This window comes from Lacimicrobium alkaliphilum (genome assembly GCF_001466725.1).
GTDB classification, from domain to species: domain Bacteria; phylum Pseudomonadota; class Gammaproteobacteria; order Enterobacterales; family Alteromonadaceae; genus Lacimicrobium; species Lacimicrobium alkaliphilum_B.
Genome location: NZ_CP013650.1, coordinates 2205492 through 2226964, shown reverse-complemented (window position 1 = coordinate 2226964; position 21473 = coordinate 2205492). Strand labels below are relative to the sequence as shown.

The following is a 21473-nucleotide window of genomic DNA, read 5'->3' as shown; positions in this document are numbered from 1 at the left end:
AGAGAATTTGGTCTCTCATCAATCAATAGCTCTAACTTATCATCCTCCGTGCTCTCTGTGTCTCTGTGGTAAGCAGCCTTTAACAGAACTTAGCATTGGTCGGTGTATGCCGACCTAATAAGCCAAAATACTCAGAGGTAATATAAGGTGAATTTTAATCTTACCGACGATCAACAGGCGTTTGCCGATACCGCCAGACAGTTCGCTCAGCAGGAGCTGGCTCCGAATGCCGCCAAATGGGATAAAGAACACTATTTTCCCAAAGAGGTGATCCAAAAAGCCGGGGAACTGGGCTTTTGTGGTCTGTATACACCGGAAGATGCCGGGGGTTTAGGGTTGTCCAGACTTGACTCCTCCATCATCTTTGAGGAGTTGGCGATGGGCTGTACCGCCACGACGGCGATGATGACCATACATAATATGGCCACCTGGATGATTGCCACCTGGGGCACCGACAGCATAAAACAACAATGGTGCGAAGAGCTGGTCAGTGGGCAGAAGCTGGCATCCTATTGTCTGACTGAACCGGGTTCAGGCTCTGATGCCGCCGCGCTGAGAACCAGCGCTCAAAAACAAGGTGATCATTATCTTGTTAACGGCTCCAAGATGTTTATCTCCGGCGCCGGTGAAACCGAGGTGCTGGTGGTGATGGTGCGTACCGGCGAACAGGGTCCCAAAGGCATTTCTGCACTGGTAATACCCGCGGATGCACAAGGCATAGTCTATGGTAAAGCGGAAGAAAAAATGGGCTGGAATGCTCAGCCAACCAGGCTGGTCAGTTTTGAAAATGTCAAAGTCCCTGTGGATCATCTGCTTGGTAATGAGGGTGAAGGCTTTAAATTTGCTATGCAGGGGCTGGATGGGGGCAGGGTCAACATTGCCACCTGCTCAATCGGTACGGCGCAACAAGCATTGAACACGGCCCGCGATTATATGCATGAACGCCAGCAATTTGGTAAACCCCTGGCAGCCTTTCAGGCATTGCAGTTTAAGTTGGCGGATATGAATACCGAGCTGGTAGCGGCCCGGCAGATGGTCAGGCTGGCGGCGTTTAAACTGGATCAACAGGATGCCGAGAAAACGGCATACTGCGCCATGGCCAAGCGATTTGCTACTGATGTTGGCTTCCAGGTCTGTGATCAGGCACTGCAAATTCATGGCGGCTATGGCTATATTCAGGAATACCCTCTGGAGCGCCATGTGCGGGATGTACGGGTGCATCAGATCCTTGAGGGGACTAACGAGATCATGCGTCTTATTATCGCCAGACGCGTCCTGGCCGAGGGCGCCGGGGAAATACGGTAATACCAGGAGGTTATAATGTCTGAACAGGATACACAGCAGGACTGGGTGATTTTTAATAAGATCAAAACCAGCAGCGGTAAATTTATCGGCCATGCCCGGTTGAATAATCCCAAAGCACTGAATGCGCTGAGTCTGCCGATGATCGAGCTGTTACTGCCTCAGCTGCAAAGCTGGCGTGAGGATGACAGTATCGTTTTGGTACTGATAGACGGCGCCTCAGAAAAGGCATTCTGTGCTGGTGGCGATGTTGTCGCCATGTATAAAGCCATGCAAGCTTCCGGGGGAGAAACCCCGGCTCTGGTGGAAGAGTTTTTCACCCGCGAGTACAGACTCGATCATCTTATCCACAGCTATGATAAGCCACTTGTTATCTGGGGTAATGGCATCACTATGGGTGGCGGTCTGGGGTTGCTGGCAGGTGCCAGCCATCGGGTCGTCACTGAAACCGCCCGTATTGCCATGCCGGAAATCTCCATTGGTTTGTATCCGGATGTGGGTGGAAGCTGGTTCCTTAATCGTATGCCTAAGGGCTGTGGCTTGTTTCTGGGCCTGACCGGCGCCAGTATTAATGCAACCGATGCTCTGTATGTGGGGCTGGCAGATTATCTTATCAGTCAGGGCAGTAAAGAAGAGTTTGTTGAACACCTGCAACAGTGCCACTGGACTGATGCGCCAACCTGGAACCATGAGAAGCTCAGTGAAGCCTGTCTGCAATTTGCCCAGGAAAGTGAGTCGCTGAAACCTGAATCTAACATTGAATCTCATCAGTCACTGATTGAAAAAGTGACCCAGGGTGACTCTGTTGCCCAGGTGGTCAAGGCGATAGTCTCCCTCGATCCGGGTGAGGATAAATGGCTTGGTAAAGCCATTGCCACCCTCAAGGCGGGTTCGCCTGTAACTGCCTGTATTCTGTTTCGTCAGTTACAGCAGGGGCAGGGGAAAAGCCTGGAAGATTGCTTCAGGATGGAGCTGGGACTGTCCTGTCGCTGTGGCGAAGTGGGAGAGTTCCAGGAAGGCGTGCGGGCCTTATTGATTGATAAGGACAACCAGCCACAATGGAAATACCCGGATGTGGAACAGGTGCCGGACTCATTAATTGAACATTTCTTCACTTCGCCCTGGTCGCAGGACGATCATCCGCTCAAAGATCTGAAAGGATAAGGAGTCATAATGAAAATAGCGTTTATTGGATTGGGTAATATGGGTGGTCCGATGGCAGCCAATCTGCTTAAGGCTGGCTTTGAGGTGCAGGTTTTCGACTTGCTAAGCGAAAATGTTGAGCGTCTGACGGCTCAGGGAGCAACATCGGCTGATACCGCTGCAAAGGCTGCAGAGGGTGCAGAGGTTGTTGTATCCATGCTGCCAGCCGGCCGGCACGTTAAATCACTGTACCTGGAAGATGAGGCCATGCTTAATGCGCTTAAACCCGGAACGCTGGTGATTGATTCGAGCACCATTGATGCACAAACGGCGCGAACCCTGGCTGCAGAACTGACCACAAAAGGTATTGATTTTATTGATGCTCCGGTTTCCGGCGGTGTAGCCGGCGCTCAGACCGGTACGCTGACCTTCATCGTCGGCGGTGAACAAGCTCAGTTTGAAAAAGCCAGCCCTGTGCTCAGTGCCATGGGCAAAAACATCTTCCATGCCGGGGGGCATGGTGCAGGGCAGGTGGCAAAAATCTGCAACAACATGCTGTTGGCTGTGCTGATGGCAGGTACCAGCGAAGCGTTGCGCATGGGGATTAATAATGGTCTGGACGCGACAGTATTATCACAGATCATGCAGCAAAGTTCAGGTGCGAACTGGACACTGGATAAATATAATCCCTGCCCGGGTGTGATGGAAAATGTGCCAGCCAGCAATGGCTATCAGGGTGGTTTTCTGGTGGACCTGATGCGCAAAGATCTGGGTCTGGCGCTGGACACGGCAATACAGAGTAATTCACCAACACCAATGGGTTCACTGGCCCAGAGCCTGTATAGCCTGCATAGCCTAAAAGGCAATGGCAGTAAGGATTTTTCCAGTATATTTACTATGTTCGAACAAATCGAGAAGGACAGCTAAATGCAGTTAACCGATAAAGTTATTGCCGTTACCGGTGGCGCTCAGGGACTGGGGCTGGCTATGGCAGAGCATATCAGTCAGCGTGGCGCTAAAGTTGCCTTACTGGATATGCAACAGGAGCAACTTGATAAAGCCGTCGCGCAAATCAGGGACAAGGGCGGTGAGGCTCTGGGGTTTGTGGTCAACGTGACCGATGAAAAAGATGTTGAAAGTGCCTTTGCCGATATCAGGACCCACTTTGGTGCTTTGCATGGTCTGATTAACAGCGCCGGAATTATGCGCGATGGCATGTTGTTAAAGGTAAAAGATGGCCAGGTAATGGATAAAATGTCTCATCAACAGTTTCAGTCTGTGCTTGATGTCAACATTACCGGTACCTTTTTATGTGCCAGAGAAGCGGCCTCGGTGATGGTTGAAACCCAGAGTAAAGGTGTGATTATCAACATTTCCTCAGTGTCCCGTGCCGGTAATGCCGGGCAGAGCAATTACTCGGCTTCCAAAGCGGCAGTAGCGGCCATGACGGTCACCTGGGCTAAAGAACTGGCACGTTTTGGTATCCGCACCGGTTGTATTGCACCGGGGCTTGTAGAAACGGCGATGGCTGCGCAAATGCGGCCGGATATGAGAGAGCGTTTTTTAAGTACCGTGCCGCTGAGACGGCTGGCTGAGCCGTCGGAAGTCGCTGATGCGGCCTGTTTTATTCTTGAAAATGACTACTTTACCGGCAGAGTTCTGGAGCTGGACGGCGGCACCCGGGTCTGACCGGAGCAGGGCAGAGAAGGAATCTCTGCCTGCTCATAGCTATCAGAGATTAGCGCTGAGTACTGAAGCGGCTAAGGTGTTTAACGCCCTGGCTGAGACGGCTCATATTCAGTTTTTCCGCCACTTGTTGCCCTGAGCTCAGGTCGGTAATTTTGTAATTGCCCTGGCCATCCACTTCAATTTTTTGTTGTCCTTCAACCAACACCAGCTTGCTGTTGCTGTTACTGACTAACCAGTTTCGCTCCTTGTTAAGCAGTGACTGACCGGTGCTATAGTTGATGGCCGGTGCGTTGCATTGCACCAGGTCCATCAGGGTTGGCAAAATGTCTTCATGGCTGGATGGCCCGCTATCCTGGGGCAGGGGAAAATTTGTCAGCAGATTGACCTGCTGATTAGGGCGCATCTGCGTCAGCAACAACATATTACGTTGATGAAGTTCCCCCGCAAGCAGGACATTGAGTTGCTTTTCATCTACAAAACCAATGGCCAGCTTGGGGCTGTCGGTGGTGACTTTTTGCAAAAATTCGGGCCACTCCAGTTGCAGACTTCTGACGCCTTCAGGCAGGGTTGCCGAGGAATAAACGAAGGTTTCCAGACCTAGCTTTTGGGTTAAGTCCAGCGGTACAGGGCGTCGCTTTTCCAGCGCGCTGCGATACAACGAGGGCAGGCCGTAAAGCGCAGAAAAGCGCGCGCTGGCCTGATCGGCAGAGATATCATAATGCTGGGTATAGTTATTCAGGAGCAGCGCAGAACCTAAGTGACCAAGTTCCCCTGGTTCGGTACTAATCAATACCACGACACTGGCCTGTTCATTGATCCCACAGTATACCGGGTCAGCAGGATAATTAGCAGACTGAAACGGGCTGCTCAGTTGCAGTTCTTTGCGACGCTGATAACTCTGGATGTCCAGTAAGTCATATTTTGACATCAGTGTTTTTGCTGTAGCAGGGTATGACAAGGGAAACATGTCGTCCTGTTTGACAATCGGCTGATATAGGTTCGCATCGGCCCAGATATGGGCGCCATGACTGCTGACAAAGCAGATCACGAAAAAGGTCAGAATCGGTAAGCCTACCCGTTGCTTTTGTAATCGCTCCACGCGCTGCCACAGAGCATTGGCGATAATCAGTTGCAGTGATAACCAGACGATAAACAGCAGGCAAAGGTAGCTCCATTGCTGCCAGGTAAAGCTGGCCATGGCGCTGCGTGTTTCATTGCGTATTACTTCAACTGAACCCAGGCTAAGGTGTAGCCCATGCTTAGTGTACAGCAGGGCATCAAAAGCCAGTAGTGCCAGACCAATGGCGGCGAACACGGAACTGAGTACTTTGACCACTTTGACATTTGGCAACAGGTAGCACTGGGGCAGTACAACAAGAATAAAACCGACGAAAGTCAGAAAAGCAATATGGCTGAACCAGTTGCTGAACAGATACAACATGCCAATTGCGGTATCCGGCATGCCGGAGTTAAACACATAAATAGAGGCTATACAGATAGCTATGATGATATTGCTTAGGGCAAACCAGTGGCCCCAGGCCACCAATTTGGACACTCTCTGACGTCTGGGAGTATCGCCTAGGATCATAGCTTGTTTTTCTGCCCGTTAGTGGCTTTCACATCAATACTTTTGAGCAGGATCCGGGTAAACTCCCTGGCAAGGGACTCTCTGTGGCTGTCGGCCACCTGATGATTAAAAATACCCGTAAGCAGATTCCCCAAAGCCATCAGCGATAATTCTCTGTCAGCCTTATGCTTTTGCAACACGCCAATGAGATCCTGACTGAGGCTTTCGAATTGATTATCTGAATATCTGGATTGCTGCGGCATGTTGTTATTGTTCCTGACCAAGTATTGCCTGGGGATGTATCGATGATCATGTTTAGCTACCAACAGCAGCAAACACCAACGAGCCCAATTGTAACATAAGGAATTTACCTTGGGTGGTTGATTATTCCTTTTGATATCATATCCTTGTCCGCCCTGTGTGCAAGTGTGAGAACGGTTTTTTTCAGATTGTTTAAAGCCTTCTGCCGTCTTCCACAGACTACACCGAGCCCTGTTAACTTACGAGAAAGCCGTTATGAGTGCCGTAATCCAAGATTTTGTCGTCCACCAGCTTAGAATCAACGCCGATCAGGAACTGGTACTGGTACCCAGAAACGCCTGCTTTGAAGTCTCTGCGCAAATTGAAGAGTTAGCGCAGCAATTACATCACACCTATAACAGCAAGCCAGGTAAAGGGCTTGGAGGTCTGCTCGAAGAAGAAGAGGCTGGCTTCGCCGGGCAGCTATCTGCGCTTAGCAGTAATGAGCTGACATTCCATGCTTTTAGTATCAATACTGCCGGATTATTGCGTCAGAAACTGATGGAATTTGCCACTCTTGAAACCGGTTTTGTGGTGTTCTGCCGTTATCAGTTTCTGGCCACTGATTATTTGCTGATAGCCCTGATAAATACCCGTCAGCATGTGGAAATTAACCAGGAACTTGAGCTCAATTACAGCGATCATCTGGATTTGGCCAAGATGCAACTGGCAGCAAGGATTGACCTGACGGAGATGCAGGTCAACAAAGATAAGCAGCGCTATGTCAGCTTTATCAAAGGCCGTGCAGGGCGTAAGGTCTCAGACTTTTTTCTGAGCTTTCTAGGCTGTGAAGAGTTGGTCGACAGCAAAGTGCAAAATAAACAATTGGTTTCTCAGGTGGATCAATATCTGGCGACGGAGCAACTGGATGCAGAAGAAAAACAGCAGAGTCGGCAGGCGGTTTCAGAGTACTATAAGGAAAAGCTTGAACAGGGAGAACACATCAGTCTGCCAGAGTTATCAGAACGCATCCCCGCGTCCACTGAAGGGCAGGATTTTTACAGTTTTGTTCAGCAACACCAGCAGGAGCAACCCCTGGAACAGGACTTTCCAGCAGATCGTGGTGTACTCAAAGGCCTCAGTAAGTTCTCGGGTCAGGGTGGGGGGCTCAGCATTAACTTTGATCGTAAGCTCTATGGTGACCGTGTTCAGTATGATGTAGCAAGCGATACACTGATTATTAAAGGTATTCCGCCTAATCTTAAGGATCAGTTACTGAAATCTGAAAAATAACCGGTGCAGCGGCAACGGTGAAGCTGACAATTCAGTGGCACTTAAGGTTATAATGCAGCCAGCATTTTCCAAACTATCTGACCATGCAATTATTTGTAAATGATTTAACCGTAATGGATTTTTCTTACCTGTGCCCCGAACGCGGTATGGTGGGTGAGAGCTGGATAGTTGATGTGATCCTGGATGGGGGACTGAATGAAGAGAGCATGGTGCTGGATTTTGCCAAGGTAAAAAAGCAGCTTAAACGTCTGATTGATGATCACGTGGATCACAAACTTCTGATCCCGGCCGAGCACCCCTATAGTCAAATTACACATGAACAACAGAGCGATCAGGTATGGGTTGATTTTATGCGCTCCCATGGCCGCTCTATCCATCTTTACTGCCCCGCAGAGGCCTATGCCTTTATTTATGCTGCGCAGATCAGCATGGACTCAGTCAGCAGCTACCTTAAAGAGGTCATCGCTACACACTTACCGCAAAATGTAGAGGGGTTAACTCTGATGTTGCGGTGTGAAGAGATCAATGAGCCTTATTATCACTACACCCATGGGCTGAAAAAGCATGAGGGTAACTGCCAGCGTATTGCCCACGGCCACCGTTCGCGGGTGAAAGTGTTTGCCGATGGTGCTCCGGAAACTGATGCTCAACAGTATTGGGCAAGGCGCTGGAGGGATATCTACATTGGTACCCGCGAGGACCTGGTCAGTGAAACCTCGTTGCACCTGTCGCAGCTGGCGCGAGCTCAAGATCTCAATGAGCATTGTCTGTTCAGTTATGAATCGTCACAGGGGCTGTTTGAACTGGCTATTGCCGAGTCGGAATGCGACCTGATTGACACCGACTCTACGGTTGAATGTCTGGCACAGTTTATGGCTGATGAGCTCAAAGCCCTGCAGCCAGAGAAGAGTTTTACCGTCAGGGCGTATGAAGGTGTGGGTAAGGGTGCTATTGCCAGTGCTTAAGATCTGCGCCTATAGCATGGTCATCCCATTGTTGCTGATGCTGGCCCCGAATGTTCAGGCAACTGAAGAGGTGCCACCAATAGCCCTAAGCGGTGCAAAAACTCAGGGTGGCATGCTGAGGGGTAAGATTGATCCCGGCAGCAGAGTACTGCTTAATCAAAAAGAGGTTAAGGTTGGTCAGCAAGGTCATTTTGTGATTGGTTTTGGTCGTGATGCAGCCCTTGAGCAGCAATTGACGGTGATTAAAAATGGCAGCCAGCGAACCATCACTCTGCACTTATCCGCCCGGGAATACAATATTCAGAAAATCGAAGGGGTGGCACAGAAGTACGTTTCACCTCCTGAGGCGGTATTGCAGCGCATCGCTGAAGATAATCGACAGATAGCCAGCGCCAGGGCAACGGATACGGACAGATTGGATTTTATGCAGCCTTTTTTCTGGCCGGCTGATGGTCCCATATCCGGTGTCTACGGTAGCCAGCGTGTTTTCAATGGTGTTCCTAAGCGGCCTCATTTTGGCCTGGATGTGGCGGGGCCCACAGGAACTGACGTCGTGGCACCTGCAGATGGCCGGGTCCTGTTATGGGTGGCTGATATGTATTACTCAGGGGGCACTTTAATACTGGATCATGGTTTCGGTATCAGTTCGACTTTTATCCATTTATCCAAAAGTCTGGTCAGGCAGGGCGACGAGGTAAGACAGGGAGACAAGATTGCCGAAATAGGCGATACCGGTCGCACCACAGGGCCACATCTTGACTGGCGTATAAACTGGTTTTCTGAGCGGCTTGACCCCCAGTTGCTGGTTCCGGCAAGATAATCCGGCAATATCTTTTTACAAAAAATGTCGGCCACAGGCTCTTAATACCGCCATTACACCGGATAAAGTCAGCATTGAAGCGATGAATTCTGATATAAATACTGCCTATAACAACCATAAAATCATAAAACGACAGTGCGAGGAAATACCATGCAAAAAACCCTAGTCGCCACTCTGGTGGCATCAGCTTTGATGCTGGGGGCCTGTAAAGAGAATACTGCAGAACAGCAAACAGCTCAGGCTGATACCGCAGCCGGGCAGGTAAACGAAAAAACGCAAGGCGCTGAATTAGGAACATTCGGTGTTGAGTTGTCGGCCCGCGATGAATCCGTCAAGCCAGGTGATGACTTTTTCATGTATGCCAGTGGTAGCTGGTATGACAACTTTGAGATGCCGGCGGACAAGACCCGCTATGGTGCATTTACAGCGCTGGCTGATCGCAGCGAAGAACAAGTCAAAGCCATCATCGAAGATCTTGCTGCCGGCAAGGATCTTTCCGGTGAAGAAAAGCTGATTGCCGATTTCTACAACGCTTATATGGATGTGGAAACCATCAACAAGAAAGGTATCAGCCCCATTGAGCCGCTTCTGGATGAAATTGATGCCATTGATTCCGTTGAACAACTGCCTGCGATTTTTGGTAATGCCTGGCTTAGCGGAACCAATACACCCATCTGGGGTGGTATGTGGTATAACCGCCTGGATCCCAATGAATATCAGGTCAGTATCGGTGTTGGCGGGCTCGGGCTTCCGGACAGAGACTACTATCTCGAAGAGGAAGAGCGCTTTGCCACTATTCGCAGCCAGTACGTTGAGCACATTGCCCAAATGCTCGGGTTTGCCGGGGTCGACAATCCCCAGCAGAAAGCTCAGGGTATTCTGGAACTGGAAACCCGCATTGCCCAGGCCCAGTGGCCAAGGGAAAAACGCCGGGATCGCGATCTGACTCTGAATCAGGTCGCCCGCTCTGAAATGGCTGAGGGCTATCCTGGTTTTGACTGGGATGCGTACTTTGCCCCCAGCGGTTTTAAGGTACCTGAGTTAAATGTGACTCAGCCCGAACCGGTCAGAGACGTGATAAAAATCATCAATGAAACGCCGGTTGAGACCTGGAAAGATTACCTGACCTATCACAGTATCAGTGGCAATGCCTCGCTGCTGTCGGAAGATATTTATCTGGCCAACTTTGACTTCTACGGCAAGACACTAAGTGGTCAGCAAGAGCCCAAGGCGCGCTGGAAACGCGCGATCAGCGAGATGTCCGGCGTCGAATCATTAGGCTTTGCTATTGGTAAGGTCTACGTGGATCGGTATTTCCCGCAAAGCTCAAAAGAGCAGATGGCAGATCTGGTCGAGAACCTGCGTAAAGCCCTGGGAGAGCGTATCCGCGATCTGGACTGGATGGGTGAGGAAACTAAACAGAATGCGCTGGAAAAACTGCAGGCGTTCCGCCCCAAGATTGGTTACCCCGATAAGTGGCAGTCTTTTGAAGGACTGGAGATTTCTGACCAGGATCTGCTTGGCAATGTGCATAATCTGCGGGAATTCTTCCAGGCTCAGGATGTAGAGCGTGAGCTTGAAAAGACGGACAGAGAACGTTGGGGTATGCCTCCGCAGCAGGTGAACGCGTATTACAACAGTTCATTCAATGAAATTGTCTTTCCTGCTGCGATTCTGCAGGCACCATTTTTTGACCCCAATGCAGACCCTGCTGTGAATTACGGTGCAATTGGCGCCGTCATCGGGCATGAGATGGGACACGGCTTTGATGATCAGGGCTCTAAATCTGATGCTCAGGGGATTCAGAGCAACTGGTGGACAGATGCAGACAGAGCCGCTTTTGAAGCCAAAACGGAAAAGCTGGCAGAGCAGTACAGTCAGTATGAGCCCATCGAAGGTAACTTCGTAAATGGCCGTAACAGTCTGGGTGAAAATATCGGTGATGTGGGCGGTCTGGCAATGGCTTATCACGCCTATAAACTCAGCCTGAATGGTGAAGAAGCGCCGGTCATCGATGGTCTGACCGGCGACCAGCGGTTCTTCCTGGCTTGGGCACAGGTTTGGCGCGAAAAGCGTACCGAGCAAAGTATGCTTAATCAGCTAAGAGCCGGTACCCATGCACCGGGGCGTTACCGTGCACTGGCACCGCGTAACCATGATGCCTGGTACCAGGCGTTTGATGTTGAACCCGGTGATGCCCTGTACCTGGCACCGGAAGAGCGGGTACGGATCTGGTAATACTGAAATAAAATTAACAAAAAGCCGGCTCAGATAGCCGGCTTTTTATATCAGTTGATATTATTTTTCTTCGCTGCCGCCATATTCGGCGGCCAGTTCATCCAGTGCGGCACAGGTAGGGTCAAAGCCCTGGTCTGCATAACGATAACTGACTTTTACACTGTCGCTGGTGCGATGCAGTCTGGCGTCAACATCGGCAATCGCCCAGTTACGCAATGCATTGACAAAGCGGTTAGCCTGTTGAGACGAACCGAAGGTATAGCTTAACTGAACTTGCATAGGTTAATTCTTACTCCCTGAGTGTGACTTCCACAGTGCAGACTTCAACTCATCGGTTTCGCTTAATGTAACCGCCAGGGCCGGTGCCGTTGTTGGTGTAATCTCTGTGGTTTTAAGCAACTGGTTACGAAACAAATGCAAGGTAACAGGTTGATCAGGCTCCAGACTCTGAACCAGCGACGCCATGTTGCTGCTGTCGAGCCTGAGACAATCCAGCGCCAGTAATATATCTTTTGCATAGATGCCTGCAGATTCAGCCACAGAGTCCTCCAGTACTGCTGTGACTTCCAGACCCAATGGGTGAGGGCGATAAAGTATGCCCAGACAGGTTTCTGGCTGGCTATCAGCGGTGCTTAGCAGGTCTTTATTGGCTAGCGGTCCGTAGCTCAGGCTGATGCCAACTCTGGCTAACAGCGGAGCAAGTTCAATAGGCCCGGTCTGGTGCAACAACAGGCTGAGGTCGTCGGCAGTCTGTTGGTCACATAACGCTGTTACCTGATCATAGAAATCTTTATCGGTCGTACCCTTCGCGGTTTTGCCATGGGTTTGCCAAAGACGAACCATTAGATCATTCAGGCTCATATTTCCCTGACTATGCAGGCGAATGGTCAGATCCAGCCACAGGGCTATTAACGAACCTTTAGTGTAATAGCTGACGATATTATTAATCGCGTCTTCGCCTTGCTGGTAGAAGCGGGTCCAGGCATCAAAACTTGAATCCGATACCGATTGTTTGTTCTGGCCGGGGCCACGATGTACCCGGGTCAGGGTTTTCTGCAGCAACTTAAGATAATCGCCAAAGGAGATCAGGCCACACCGGAACAGACTGAAGTCATCGTAGTAAGAGGTGATCCCTTCGTACGCCCACAGCTGACGGGTGTAGGTTTCTTTGCTTAGATCGGGGGTGCTGAATACCTCAGGCTTGATCCTGCATACATTCCATGCATGGAAATATTCATGGGAAACCAGGCTGAGAAAACCGATATAGGCATCGGTTTTATCCTGTGAGCTGTTGCGCGTGGCAAAATCAAAGTTGGAGCAGAGCAGGGCCGTGGAGTTTTTATGTTCCAGTCCACCAAAGCCATTGGGCAGAATGTTGGTCAGGAACCAGTACTCATTAAAGGGGGCCTTGCCGGATTGCGGCTCGAACAGTTGGATATGATGCTGACATATTTTTTTGATATCGGCACAGATCCTCGGCATATCGGCATAATGCTTACCGCTTAACACCAGATGGTGCGTGACACCGGCCACATCAAACTCCTGCACCATGAAATCACCGATTTCTGCAGGGCAGTCAATGAGCTCGGCATAATTGTCGGCCTGGTAGTGACCAAAAGCATATTTTTGTGTTTTTTCAGCGCGCTCAAGCCCGGTGGCAACCCGCCATCTGGGTTTATCGGCAGGGGCGATTAACTCTAGCCGGTGTGGCTGATGCTCAAACTCCCGGACTCTGAGGAACAGACTGGTGCCATTAAAAAAGGCACGTTCATCATCAAGATAGGCGGTACGCACGGAAGAGTCGAAAGCATACACCTGATAGCTGATCGTAACGGCTCTTCCTTCAGACTTCAGTGTCCAGCTCTGTTTGTCATTCTTCAGTAAAGGCAGTGCTTTTTCCTGTCCATCGACGGCGCTGATGGCGACGATGTTCTTTGCGAAATCACGGATCATATAGGAGCCGGGGATCCAGGCCGGTAAACTGATATGCAGTTCACTGCTGTCATGTGAAGGTATGCTGAGTCTTACATCAAACAGGTGACGGTGATGCTGCTCGAAGCTGACTTGATAGAATATGCCGGGTGTCATTGGTTCCCTTTTTGCTTAGAAATCACAGAATAAATGTAAATGTGTTGCTGATTGTATGTTTCAGGAGCCGACTTTGCTGGTATCGGCTGTAAAAAAACACAATAATAACAAGATAATAATTTAATGCAGTGCTCAGAGTAATAAAGATGGCAATACTCTCAGAGAAAACAGGCCTTTCAAAAGAAGACATGCGCAAACTGCGCTCGTTGCGCCCGGGTATGTCGCTGGATGTGCAGGTAAAATCACCCACTGCAGCAAAGCGGGTGCGCACTGAATTTGTGGGCATGGATGGTACCCGCTGTCTGATCCTGCGTTACCCTGATGAATCCAAATGGGGGTCATTGAAAGACGCCATTTACGCAGACAACAGTATTATTGTGCGCTTTATTCTCGAAGATGAAACCGGCGAGGTCATCGCGTTTAAGTCCAGGGTGTTGCTGGTGGCGACCCGCCCGACCCATATCGTTTTTATCAGCTTTCCCGTTGCCATACAGAATCAGGGGCTCAGAGCGGAAAAGCGCACGACCACCCGTACCCCTGTGCAACTGGCTACCATCGACACAGGTAAACCTTTTCTCAGGGCCATGATTCTGGACATTTCGTCCAAAGGATGTCGTGTGGGTGTAAAGAAAGAGCAGACAGGTAGCCTGAAGCTGGTCGGTAAACAGCTTATGCTCAAAATCGCCGGTGGTGCTGAGATAGAACACAGCATTAAGGGCAAGGTCGTCAACCATAAGACAGATGATGTCAGTAATTTTTATGGTATTCAGTTTGTTGAGGGGGATAATGACCCGGATCAACTGAATCAGCTATTAGCAGAAATATCCATTGAGTTCTGAGGTGAAGTTATGAGACAGATTGAAAGGCTGCTGGATGAATACGGTCAGAGCCATCGTAATAAAACCAATATCATCATTCACGGTTTCGCTGTGCCGTCCATCTATTTTGTGACAATAGGTTTAATCTGGTCCATACCTGTGCCCGACTTTCTCCGCCAGTTCGGCGTAACCTGGGCGCATTTATTGATGGTGCCGGTGCTGTATTACTATTTTCGTTTATCCGGCCCTATAGGTGCAGCGATGACCTTGCTGTCACTGATATCCTTTCAGATTATCTATATGCTTGATGCAATGGATATTTCGGTGTGGCAGCTGTGTCTGGCACTCTTTGTCATCATGTGGATCCTGCAGTTTGTCGGTCATCATATTGAGGGAAAGAAGCCGTCTTTTTTTAAAGATTTACAGTTTCTGTTGGTGGGGCCCGCCTGGTGGTGGGTGCACTGGTTAAAGCGTCTGAATATTCCCTATTAGCGGGGCAGGGCTGTGACCTATGCCTAATTGCGGCAGATAAGGTCAGGGTTACGATAAGCAGCGTCTGAGCCACGCACCTATACCGTATAATCTATTGTGATGTTGTCCGCTGAGAGTCCCCATTGATCTATTGGCAAAAGCTATTTGAAGATAAAGAGCGTCAGTTCTGGTTATTACATACCGGAGGTTGGGCGGGCTTTGCCCTTGTCTATTATCTTGGCTCCTTTTTGCATGATATGCGCAGTATCTGGCTGTTTGTGATTCTGCTCAATGCCTACGCTGGTTGGCTGATCACTATCCCGCTGCGCTATATCTTCCGTCGTCTGTGGTATCTCAAACCCTGGAAAATGGTGCTTTTTGCACTGTGTTTATCCTACCTGGTGGGGGTGCTGTGGGCGGTGATCAAGAACATCAATTACTGGGAAATCTATAAGCACGGTTACCGGCCCGATGAATGGATTTATTATTTCAGTAACAGTGTTAATTCATTTTCTATTATTGTCTGCTGGAGCGGACTGTATTTTGGTATCAAGTATTACCAGTTGATGCAGCAGGAAAAACAAAATGCGCTCACCGCCTCGACCATGGCGCATCAGGCGCATCTTAAAATGTTGCGTTATCAGCTGAACCCACATTTTTTGTTTAACACCCTGAATGCTATTTCCACGCTGGTGCTGATCAAGGACAACCAGACTGCGAATGCGATGGTTTCCAGACTGAGTGATTTTTTGCGATATTCACTGGATAAGGATCCCATTAAGAAGGTACCCTTTGAGCAGGAAGTTCAGGCCATAGATCTGTATCTTGAGATCGAAAAGGTGCGCTTTGAAGACCGGCTCACGGTAACCTGGGATGTCGCCCCCGAGTCGCGCAAGGCACTGGTGCCGAGTCTGATACTGCAGCCTCTGATTGAGAATGCCATAAAGTATGCCATAGCCAGAACAGAGTCCGGCGGTTGTATCAGCATTCACGCGAAGTCTTTTGGACAGGATCTGTTGATCGAAGTGGCTGATAACGGCCCCGGAGCGGATATTGTCAATGGTCAGTTGCGCCGGAACGGCGGAGTGGGCTTGCCCAATATCCGTCAGCGGTTGCAGTCGCTGTATCAGGATAATTTTTCTTTTGTGATTTCAGACAACCAGCCCAGCGGCGTTAAAGTCAGTATCAGAATTCCCTATGAGGTAGCTCAGGATGCAAACTAAAGTCAGAACCATCATTGTTGATGACGAACCCCTTGCCAGAAAAGGGCTCGCTGTGCGGCTTGGCGCGTTTGAAGAAATCGAGTTGCTACAGGAATGCAAAAATGGCAATGAAGCGGTGGAAGCCATCAGGCGTCTGCAGCCCGATTTGGTATTTCTTGATATTCAGATGCCGGGCCTGAACGGGTTTCAGGTTATTCATCAGTTGGAGCAGAGCATGAGCAGACTGCCACTGATTATCTTTGTGACCGCCTACGATACCTATGCCATTAAGGCCTTTGAAGTGCATGCGCTGGATTATGTGTTAAAACCTGTGGATGAGAAACGCCTGACCAGCACACTGGAAAAGGTCCATCAGAATATGGTCCAGAGACAACAGGGAGAACAGAAAGACAGATTAGCCAGATTGGTGGCAGAGTTCACCGGTGATGACTGTGAGGAAATTTTGCGCCGACTCTCCGAGGGCGAACCAATAAGCCAGTATCCCGATATATTGGCGATTAAAGATGGCAATGAGATCACGCGGGTACCGGTGAATGAAATTCAGTGGATAGACGCGGCCGGTGATTATATGTGTGTGCACTCGAAAAGTGGTACACACATTATGCGCCGGACCATGAAAGAGCTTGAGCAGGAATTAGACCCCAGGCGCTTTGTCAGGGTTCACCGCTCGGCCATCGCCAATATTCAGTTTGTCAGTAAACTGGTCAGCCACGTCAGTGGCGAGTACCACCTGGTGCTGGAAAACGACACAGAACTCAAGGTCAGCCGCAGCCACAGAGACAGGGTCAAATCAATGATTAATCATTGATTGGGTTATTGGTTTCGTCCTGTTGGCCAAGTGGTTTTGTGATTGTAAATGTTGTGCCTGATCCGGGTTCACTCTGGCATGTTATTTCACCCCCCAGTTTCTGAATGACCAGGTTGTAGACAATGTGCAGGCCCAGGCCATTACCTAGCTGCTCATTGCGGGTTGAGAAAAAGGGATCGAACACCTGCTTACGGATTTCCTCGGTCATGCCTATACCATTATCAGCGACAGCGATTGTCAGTTTGTCATTTGTTTTGTTAACGCTGATTGTTATCTCTCCGGGTGTTGAGGTATCAAAGGCATGGCTCAATGCATTGTCCACCAGCTGACTCAGAATTTGTGCCAGTGCACCGGGGGAGGCAAAGAGTCTGACCTCCTGCTGGTACCGACATTGAATACGATGCTCAGTTTGTTCTATCCGGGAACGGATGGACAGCAGGATATTGTCGATGTACTCACAAAGGTTAAACCAGCGATTCTCTTGCTTATCGTTATCCACCGCAACCTGCTTAAAGCTGTTGATCAGGTTGGTTGCTCTGAGCAGGTTTTCGCTGAGTAATTCGGCGCTCTGCATCATTTTGTCATAAGCCTGGTTAAACTCGCCTCTGGTCATTTTTCCCTCTACCGCCTTGTCATGCACTGTCCTGGCGATATTCTCCAGCATGGATGCGGCAGTAACGCAGATCCCTAATGGTGTATTGATCTGATGGGCCACCCCGGCCACCAGACGCCCTAACGAGGCATGTTTTTCGTTCTCAACAAGCTGCTGTTGCGTTCGTCTCAGTCGTTCAAGGGAATCTGTCACTTCTTTGGTCTTAGTTTCCAGCTCTGCGGTACGCTGGGCGACTTTTTTCTCGAGGGCGGCATTGAGTTGTTTTACTTCCTGTTGCGATGCCATCAATCTGGCGTTGGCACGTTCTATTTCACCGACATAGGTTTTAACCTGAAAATACACATCGTTGAGCGCTTTGATAATAGGAGTAAACTCGTTCTTCTTGTCATACTGCACCTGATCCAGGACAACCTGCTTGTTGTTACCGTAGCTGATGGAATGCCTGATGGTGTTCAGCACCTGATCAAAGGGGCTGAAAAGGGCTCTGAGGATAAAAATCATCAGCAGGATAAAGCCCAGCCCTATGCCGCTGCCTGTGAGTAAAGTAAGACGGGACACCTGATCGATTTCTTTGCGAAAATCGCTCATTGGTACCATGGAGCCGAACACAAAACCCTGTTCGGTAGTCTGGTAGAAAATCAGTTCATCTTCATGCACCAGGTTTGATATCTGGTGAATGCTATTATTATTGTTCTTCTGCAACAGTGGTTCAGCCCAGGGCAGGTGAGTTGTGGGTTTCATCACCAGCTCGACATCGGGTGGGTAACTTAGTATTAATCCCGAAGCCCGGTGGAACAGAAATGGGACGGCGTTATGGGTCACTCGTATGCTGTCAAGAAACCGGGTGACCTGAGCTAAAGACCAGTCAACAGTGGCCAGACCAATAGGTTGTCGGTCTTCGCTGAGCATCACCGCATCGACAGTCATCATCAGAGAATAGGAGCCCGCATCATCTCTGTAAGGTTCAGTCCAGAAAATGGAACGAAAGTCCTGCTGCTGTGTTACCCAGTTATTACCAGCCGCCAGCCTGTACCAGCCCTGATTAAAATAATCGTATTCAGGGGTATTAAGATCCCAGGTAAAGACCACTTTATCCTGTTTATCTCTGAACACATAAGGGCCAAAGTAGCGTTGCTGACTGTCTATGGCATAGGGCTCAAACCATAGTCCTCCGCCCATTGCCTGCGTAAAGTGGGTGAACTTTTTGTTTAAAATGGATTTGGCCACGGCGGTCACATCAGACACACTAAGATGACTGGCATGGCGCAACTGGTAAAGAGATTCACCGTTGATTGCCAGGTCCGTAACACTCAGTTCCATCAGGTTAGTCAGGCTGTTGATTTCTCTGACGGTGGTATTGAAGACGGCCCGAATCTCGCCGGTTTTAAACTCATCCAGTGCTTGCTGATAGATCAGGGTGTTAAAGAGTTGCAGAGTAGAGTAGGCCAGTACCTCAAACAGGATCACAAACACCAGAATACGGGTCTTGATGTTCATGATCCTGCCTCAGTGCGGAGCCGCCCAGTCATGTGGGAGTTCACTGTTGGCGGGCTTTTTTCCACATGTCCTTGTAGATGTTACGGGTTCTGGAATTCATAGGCTGCCAGAACATTTCTTTGACAAAGAAGGTTTCATCGCCGACACGGCCATTTTCTGCTACCTGAGCGTCAAGCAGTTTCGCGGTTTCGCCGTTGACAATGATGGAACCATACATTTCCAGAATGCGTTTCTGGATAGTTTCACTGATCAAAAAATCCAGCAGCAAATAGCTGGCGCGCAGTTTATCACCTTCGACGTGCTTGCCAATGGCCAGAGTATCCAGCCAAACCGTCTGTCCTTCCTCAGGATTTGCAAGGGCCCAGTTCTGACCCGAGCTGTTGGCAGCTGCAACGCCAAACCAGTAATCTGTAGCATAGCTGAGTGTTTTCATACTTTGTGGCTCAGGCATACCTCCCCAAAATGAATGGGCATTGGCAACCAACTGATTGAGTTTAGCCTGTACTTCCTCTTCGTCGAAAGGCCCGCTGTCGACGTCGTAGAAGGTTTCAGGCGGATAACCAAGCACCAGCATGGTGATGTACAGGTTGGCCTCAAACTGGTCATCGGTGACGCTGTATTTGCCCTTGTTGGCCGGATCCCATAACACTTCCCAGGAATCCGGTGGCGACACCTTGTCCTGATTGTAAGCCAGGCCGTAAGATCCACCCAGTTGAGGTACTGAGTACTTTTCTCCATTGAACTGGTCATATACGGCACTGCGTAAAGAGGACAGTACTTTGGGATAGTTCTGCAGGCGCTTAAAATCAATGGGTTGCAGAACCTGGAACAGCTTGTCCTGGTTCATCTTATAATAGTTGTGGGTAGGGGTAACGACATCGGCACTCTTTGCCCGCAGTGCTTTGAATATTTGCTCCGGATTGGTGATATAGGGGGTGACAATATTCAGTTCAACATCCATGCCTTTTTCTTTGGCATAGGTACTGAATTCTGCCGCAAAGGGACTGATATAGCCTTCCCATTCCAGTATATTTAAAATGGTTTTGGACCAGACGTTAGCCGACATAAACACTGTCAGCGTCAGACTCAGGGTAAAAAGTCGCATAGTCATGCTCCTTTTATATGAAACGGGCAATCTTTCTCAATCATGCCCATGTAGGGCCTCCTTGCGACGGAGGTCGTCCCTGAGTGTCAGGCTTTAAACTGCCTGGCCAGCTGACTCAGACGCTCAGCGGTTTCATGCATACTCTGTGAGCTTTGTGTCATTTCTTCAAGTTGATGAAGGCTGTCGTGGCCTGCACTGACAATACGGTTAACATTGTGACTTAATTCTTCAGCAACGGTGCTTTGCTCTTCCACTGCGGTGGCAATCTGGGTTGCCATTGAGGTGATCTCACTGGTGGAGTCCAGAATACCGCTGATAGAATCCCCTGAGCTGCGGGCGTTCTCCACAGATTCCTTGCTCTGACTCTGACTTTGCTCCATCACCGAAACCGCTGACTTGGCACTGCTTTGCAGTTTTTCTATGGTTTGCTGAATCTGTGAAGTGCTGTCCTGGGTTCTTGATGCCAAAGCCCTGACCTCATCGGCAACCACCGCGAATCCGCGTCCCTGATCGCCTGCGCGGGCGGCTTCTATGGCGGCATTCAGGGCCAACAGGTTAGTTTGCTCGGCGATGCTGCGAATGACTTCCAGTACAGTAACAATACCCTCTACATCACTCTCCAGTGAGCCCACAACGGAGGCGGCCTGCTCAAGCTGCTCAGAAAGGTTATTGATTGAGCTGACGGAGGTGCGGATAATATCCGAAACTTTTTTTGCATCATCACTGACATGGTCTGCCGCATCTGCAGTGAGTTGTACATTATGCGCAATTTCCTTGGCAGATGAAGACATCTCAGTGATCGCGGTAGCCACCTGATCCGTTTCTGATTGTTGCTTTTGCAGGTGCCCGCGACCGGCCTCGGTGCCATCATGTACACTTTGGGCGTTGTTTAGTGTCTGTTCGACTACTTCCTGAATGGACAACACCAGGGTCTGAATCTTCTCCACAAACACATTAAATGATTCGGCCACTTTGCCGATTTCATCATCCCGTTTAACGATCAATCTCCGGGTCAGGTCCCCCTCACCACGGGCGATATTTTCAAGGGCATTTGCCACATCTGACAGGGGGCTGATTACCAGTTTGTTAAACAGCAGATAAAGTGCGGCCACTAACAGTCCGGCCAGCAACAAACCTTTAACCAGTGCACTGGTAGCAAGGCTGCTGAGTTGTTCTTCAATAGGGCTGTTATCTATATACACCTGCACGCTGCCAAGCTCGGTAACATTGCCGTCCTCTTCGTAGCGCAGGGTGATACGTCTGGTTTCATCGGTACTGCTGCCGGTTGAGCTCATTATCCGTTCACCGGAGTCGTTATAGATCTCAAGCCGTGCCACATCCTCAGACTGTTGCTCCGCATTGAGGATACGTTCCATTTGTCCCTCTTCGAAATTCCACATGGCTGCGGGAAGATTCAGCTGTAGCCTGGATTCCATCAGACTGATTTGTGTTTGTTGTCTTTCTTTGAGTCTTTTGCTCTGCACATTGTAGTCATAAATGCCGAGCACCAGCACGACCACTAATACCAGCGTCAGGGCAGCGATAATCAACTTAAAGGATATGGACTTGGTAAACTTCATGGGCATCTCAATG

19 protein-coding genes are annotated in these 21473 nt (G+C 49.6%); 12 read left to right on the top strand and 7 right to left on the bottom strand.

The window, feature by feature from the left end:
- Positions 1–147 precede the first annotated feature (147 nt).
- From AT746_RS10150 to AT746_RS10135, 4 genes are read left to right on the top strand one after another with little or no spacing between them, the layout of a single operon-like run.
- Positions 148–1305: an acyl-CoA dehydrogenase family protein gene (locus tag AT746_RS10150; protein ID WP_062479952.1), complete on the top strand. Its 1158-nt coding sequence runs from the start codon at positions 148–150 to the stop codon at positions 1303–1305.
- 15 nt (positions 1306–1320) lie between these two features.
- Positions 1321–2466 (top strand): enoyl-CoA hydratase/isomerase family protein, encoded by a 1146-nt coding sequence (locus AT746_RS10145; protein WP_062479950.1) that lies wholly within the window; start codon positions 1321–1323, stop codon positions 2464–2466.
- 6 nt (positions 2467–2472) lie between these two features.
- Positions 2473–3372 (top strand): 3-hydroxyisobutyrate dehydrogenase, encoded by a 900-nt coding sequence (gene mmsB, locus AT746_RS10140; protein WP_197414371.1) that lies wholly within the window; start codon positions 2473–2475, stop codon positions 3370–3372.
- A complete protein-coding gene (locus tag AT746_RS10135; protein ID WP_062479946.1) occupies positions 3373–4134 on the top strand; it encodes an SDR family oxidoreductase in 762 nt (253 codons plus the stop codon).
- A 49-nt stretch (positions 4135–4183) separates the two neighbouring features.
- On the opposite strand, the gene AT746_RS10130 is transcribed toward AT746_RS10135, so the two are convergent.
- Both AT746_RS10130 and AT746_RS10125 read right to left on the bottom strand, forming a co-directional pair.
- On the bottom strand, positions 4184–5722 hold the full coding sequence (locus AT746_RS10130; RefSeq protein ID WP_062479944.1) for a DUF3413 domain-containing protein: 1539 nt from the start codon (positions 5720–5722) through the stop codon (positions 4184–4186).
- Positions 5719–5964, bottom strand: coding sequence for a DUF1414 domain-containing protein (locus tag AT746_RS10125; protein ID WP_062479942.1), 246 nt, complete (start codon positions 5962–5964; stop codon positions 5719–5721). The genes AT746_RS10130 and AT746_RS10125 overlap by 4 nt, the downstream gene beginning before the upstream one ends.
- 253 nt (positions 5965–6217) lie before the next feature.
- Between AT746_RS10125 and yejK the strand changes: the two genes are divergently transcribed.
- The 4 genes from yejK to AT746_RS10105 all read left to right on the top strand — a co-directional run bounded on the left by yejK (position 6218) and on the right by AT746_RS10105 (position 11257).
- Positions 6218–7234: a nucleoid-associated protein YejK gene (yejK, locus tag AT746_RS10120; RefSeq protein WP_062479940.1), complete on the top strand. Its 1017-nt coding sequence runs from the start codon at positions 6218–6220 to the stop codon at positions 7232–7234.
- Between the two features lie 83 nt (positions 7235–7317).
- Positions 7318–8199 carry a 6-carboxytetrahydropterin synthase gene (locus tag AT746_RS10115; protein ID WP_062479938.1) on the top strand — a complete coding sequence of 294 codons (882 nt, stop codon included), beginning with the start codon at positions 7318–7320 and terminating at the stop codon, positions 8197–8199.
- Positions 8162–9019, top strand: coding sequence for a M23 family metallopeptidase (locus tag AT746_RS10110; protein ID WP_082633227.1), 858 nt, complete (start codon positions 8162–8164; stop codon positions 9017–9019). The genes AT746_RS10115 and AT746_RS10110 overlap by 38 nt, the downstream gene beginning before the upstream one ends.
- 150 nt (positions 9020–9169) lie before the next feature.
- Positions 9170–11257 (top strand): M13 family metallopeptidase, encoded by a 2088-nt coding sequence (locus tag AT746_RS10105; RefSeq protein WP_062479934.1) that lies wholly within the window; start codon positions 9170–9172, stop codon positions 11255–11257.
- Positions 11258–11317: 60 nt separating this feature from the next.
- Here the strand turns inward: AT746_RS10105 and AT746_RS10100 are convergent, their stop codons facing one another.
- Complete coding sequence (locus AT746_RS10100; RefSeq protein WP_062479932.1) at positions 11318–11536, bottom strand: hypothetical protein; 219 nt, start codon at positions 11534–11536, stop codon at positions 11318–11320.
- A gap of 3 nt (positions 11537–11539) precedes the next feature.
- A complete protein-coding gene (locus AT746_RS10095) occupies positions 11540–13345 on the bottom strand; it encodes a M61 family metallopeptidase (protein ID WP_062479930.1) in 1806 nt (601 codons plus the stop codon).
- A 146-nt stretch (positions 13346–13491) separates the two neighbouring features.
- Here AT746_RS10095 and AT746_RS10090 point away from each other — a divergent pair, with 146 nt between their 5' ends.
- From AT746_RS10090 to AT746_RS10075, 4 genes are all read left to right on the top strand, one after another.
- Positions 13492–14184 carry a flagellar brake domain-containing protein gene (locus tag AT746_RS10090; protein ID WP_082633226.1) on the top strand — a complete coding sequence of 231 codons (693 nt, stop codon included), beginning with the start codon at positions 13492–13494 and terminating at the stop codon, positions 14182–14184.
- A gap of 9 nt (positions 14185–14193) precedes the next feature.
- Complete coding sequence (locus AT746_RS10085; protein ID WP_062479928.1) at positions 14194–14655, top strand: DUF962 domain-containing protein; 462 nt, start codon at positions 14194–14196, stop codon at positions 14653–14655.
- A 125-nt stretch (positions 14656–14780) separates the two neighbouring features.
- Positions 14781–15857, top strand: coding sequence for a sensor histidine kinase (locus tag AT746_RS10080; protein WP_062484125.1), 1077 nt, complete (start codon positions 14781–14783; stop codon positions 15855–15857).
- Positions 15847–16665 carry a LytR/AlgR family response regulator transcription factor gene (locus AT746_RS10075; protein WP_062479926.1) on the top strand — a complete coding sequence of 273 codons (819 nt, stop codon included), beginning with the start codon at positions 15847–15849 and terminating at the stop codon, positions 16663–16665. The genes AT746_RS10080 and AT746_RS10075 overlap by 11 nt, the downstream gene beginning before the upstream one ends.
- On the opposite strand, the gene AT746_RS10070 is transcribed toward AT746_RS10075, so the two are convergent.
- From AT746_RS10070 to AT746_RS10060, 3 genes are all read right to left on the bottom strand, one after another.
- Complete coding sequence (locus tag AT746_RS10070; protein ID WP_062479924.1) at positions 16655–18775, bottom strand: ATP-binding protein; 2121 nt, start codon at positions 18773–18775, stop codon at positions 16655–16657. The two genes, AT746_RS10075 and AT746_RS10070, sit on opposite strands and share 11 nt — an antisense overlap.
- Positions 18776–18815: 40 nt before the next feature.
- The gene (locus AT746_RS10065) at positions 18816–19880 is read right to left on the bottom strand and encodes an ABC transporter substrate-binding protein (protein ID WP_062479922.1); all 1065 of its coding nucleotides are present in this window, start codon (positions 19878–19880) and stop codon (positions 18816–18818) included.
- Between the two features lie 86 nt (positions 19881–19966).
- Positions 19967–21460 carry a methyl-accepting chemotaxis protein gene (locus tag AT746_RS10060; RefSeq protein WP_062479919.1) on the bottom strand — a complete coding sequence of 498 codons (1494 nt, stop codon included), beginning with the start codon at positions 21458–21460 and terminating at the stop codon, positions 19967–19969.
- Positions 21461–21473 lie beyond the last annotated feature (13 nt).

Excerpts from the sequence above, each read along its gene's own strand:
- AT746_RS10060 (WP_062479919.1), bottom strand. The coding sequence starts at position 21,460 with ATGAAGTTTACCAAGTCCATATCCTTTAAGTTGATTATCGCTGCCCTG.
- AT746_RS10105 (WP_062479934.1), top strand. The coding sequence starts at position 9,170 with ATGCAAAAAACCCTAGTCGCCACTCTGGTGGCATCAGCTTTGATGCTG.
- AT746_RS10090 (WP_082633226.1), top strand. The coding sequence starts at position 13,492 with ATGGCAATACTCTCAGAGAAAACAGGCCTTTCAAAAGAAGACATGCGC.
- AT746_RS10145 (WP_062479950.1), top strand. The coding sequence starts at position 1,321 with ATGTCTGAACAGGATACACAGCAGGACTGGGTGATTTTTAATAAGATC.
- AT746_RS10115 (WP_062479938.1), top strand. The coding sequence starts at position 7,318 with ATGCAATTATTTGTAAATGATTTAACCGTAATGGATTTTTCTTACCTG.
- AT746_RS10070 (WP_062479924.1), bottom strand. The coding sequence starts at position 18,775 with ATGAACATCAAGACCCGTATTCTGGTGTTTGTGATCCTGTTTGAGGTA.
- AT746_RS10075 (WP_062479926.1), top strand. The coding sequence starts at position 15,847 with ATGCAAACTAAAGTCAGAACCATCATTGTTGATGACGAACCCCTTGCC.
- yejK (WP_062479940.1), top strand. The coding sequence starts at position 6,218 with ATGAGTGCCGTAATCCAAGATTTTGTCGTCCACCAGCTTAGAATCAAC.
- AT746_RS10085 (WP_062479928.1), top strand. The coding sequence starts at position 14,194 with ATGAGACAGATTGAAAGGCTGCTGGATGAATACGGTCAGAGCCATCGT.
- AT746_RS10095 (WP_062479930.1), bottom strand. The coding sequence starts at position 13,345 with ATGACACCCGGCATATTCTATCAAGTCAGCTTCGAGCAGCATCACCGT.
- AT746_RS10100 (WP_062479932.1), bottom strand. The coding sequence starts at position 11,536 with ATGCAAGTTCAGTTAAGCTATACCTTCGGTTCGTCTCAACAGGCTAAC.
- AT746_RS10125 (WP_062479942.1), bottom strand. The coding sequence starts at position 5,964 with ATGCCGCAGCAATCCAGATATTCAGATAATCAATTCGAAAGCCTCAGT.
- AT746_RS10130 (WP_062479944.1), bottom strand. The coding sequence starts at position 5,722 with ATGATCCTAGGCGATACTCCCAGACGTCAGAGAGTGTCCAAATTGGTG.
- AT746_RS10065 (WP_062479922.1), bottom strand. The coding sequence starts at position 19,880 with ATGCGACTTTTTACCCTGAGTCTGACGCTGACAGTGTTTATGTCGGCT.
- AT746_RS10135 (WP_062479946.1), top strand. The coding sequence starts at position 3,373 with ATGCAGTTAACCGATAAAGTTATTGCCGTTACCGGTGGCGCTCAGGGA.
- AT746_RS10110 (WP_082633227.1), top strand. The coding sequence starts at position 8,162 with ATGAAGGTGTGGGTAAGGGTGCTATTGCCAGTGCTTAAGATCTGCGCC.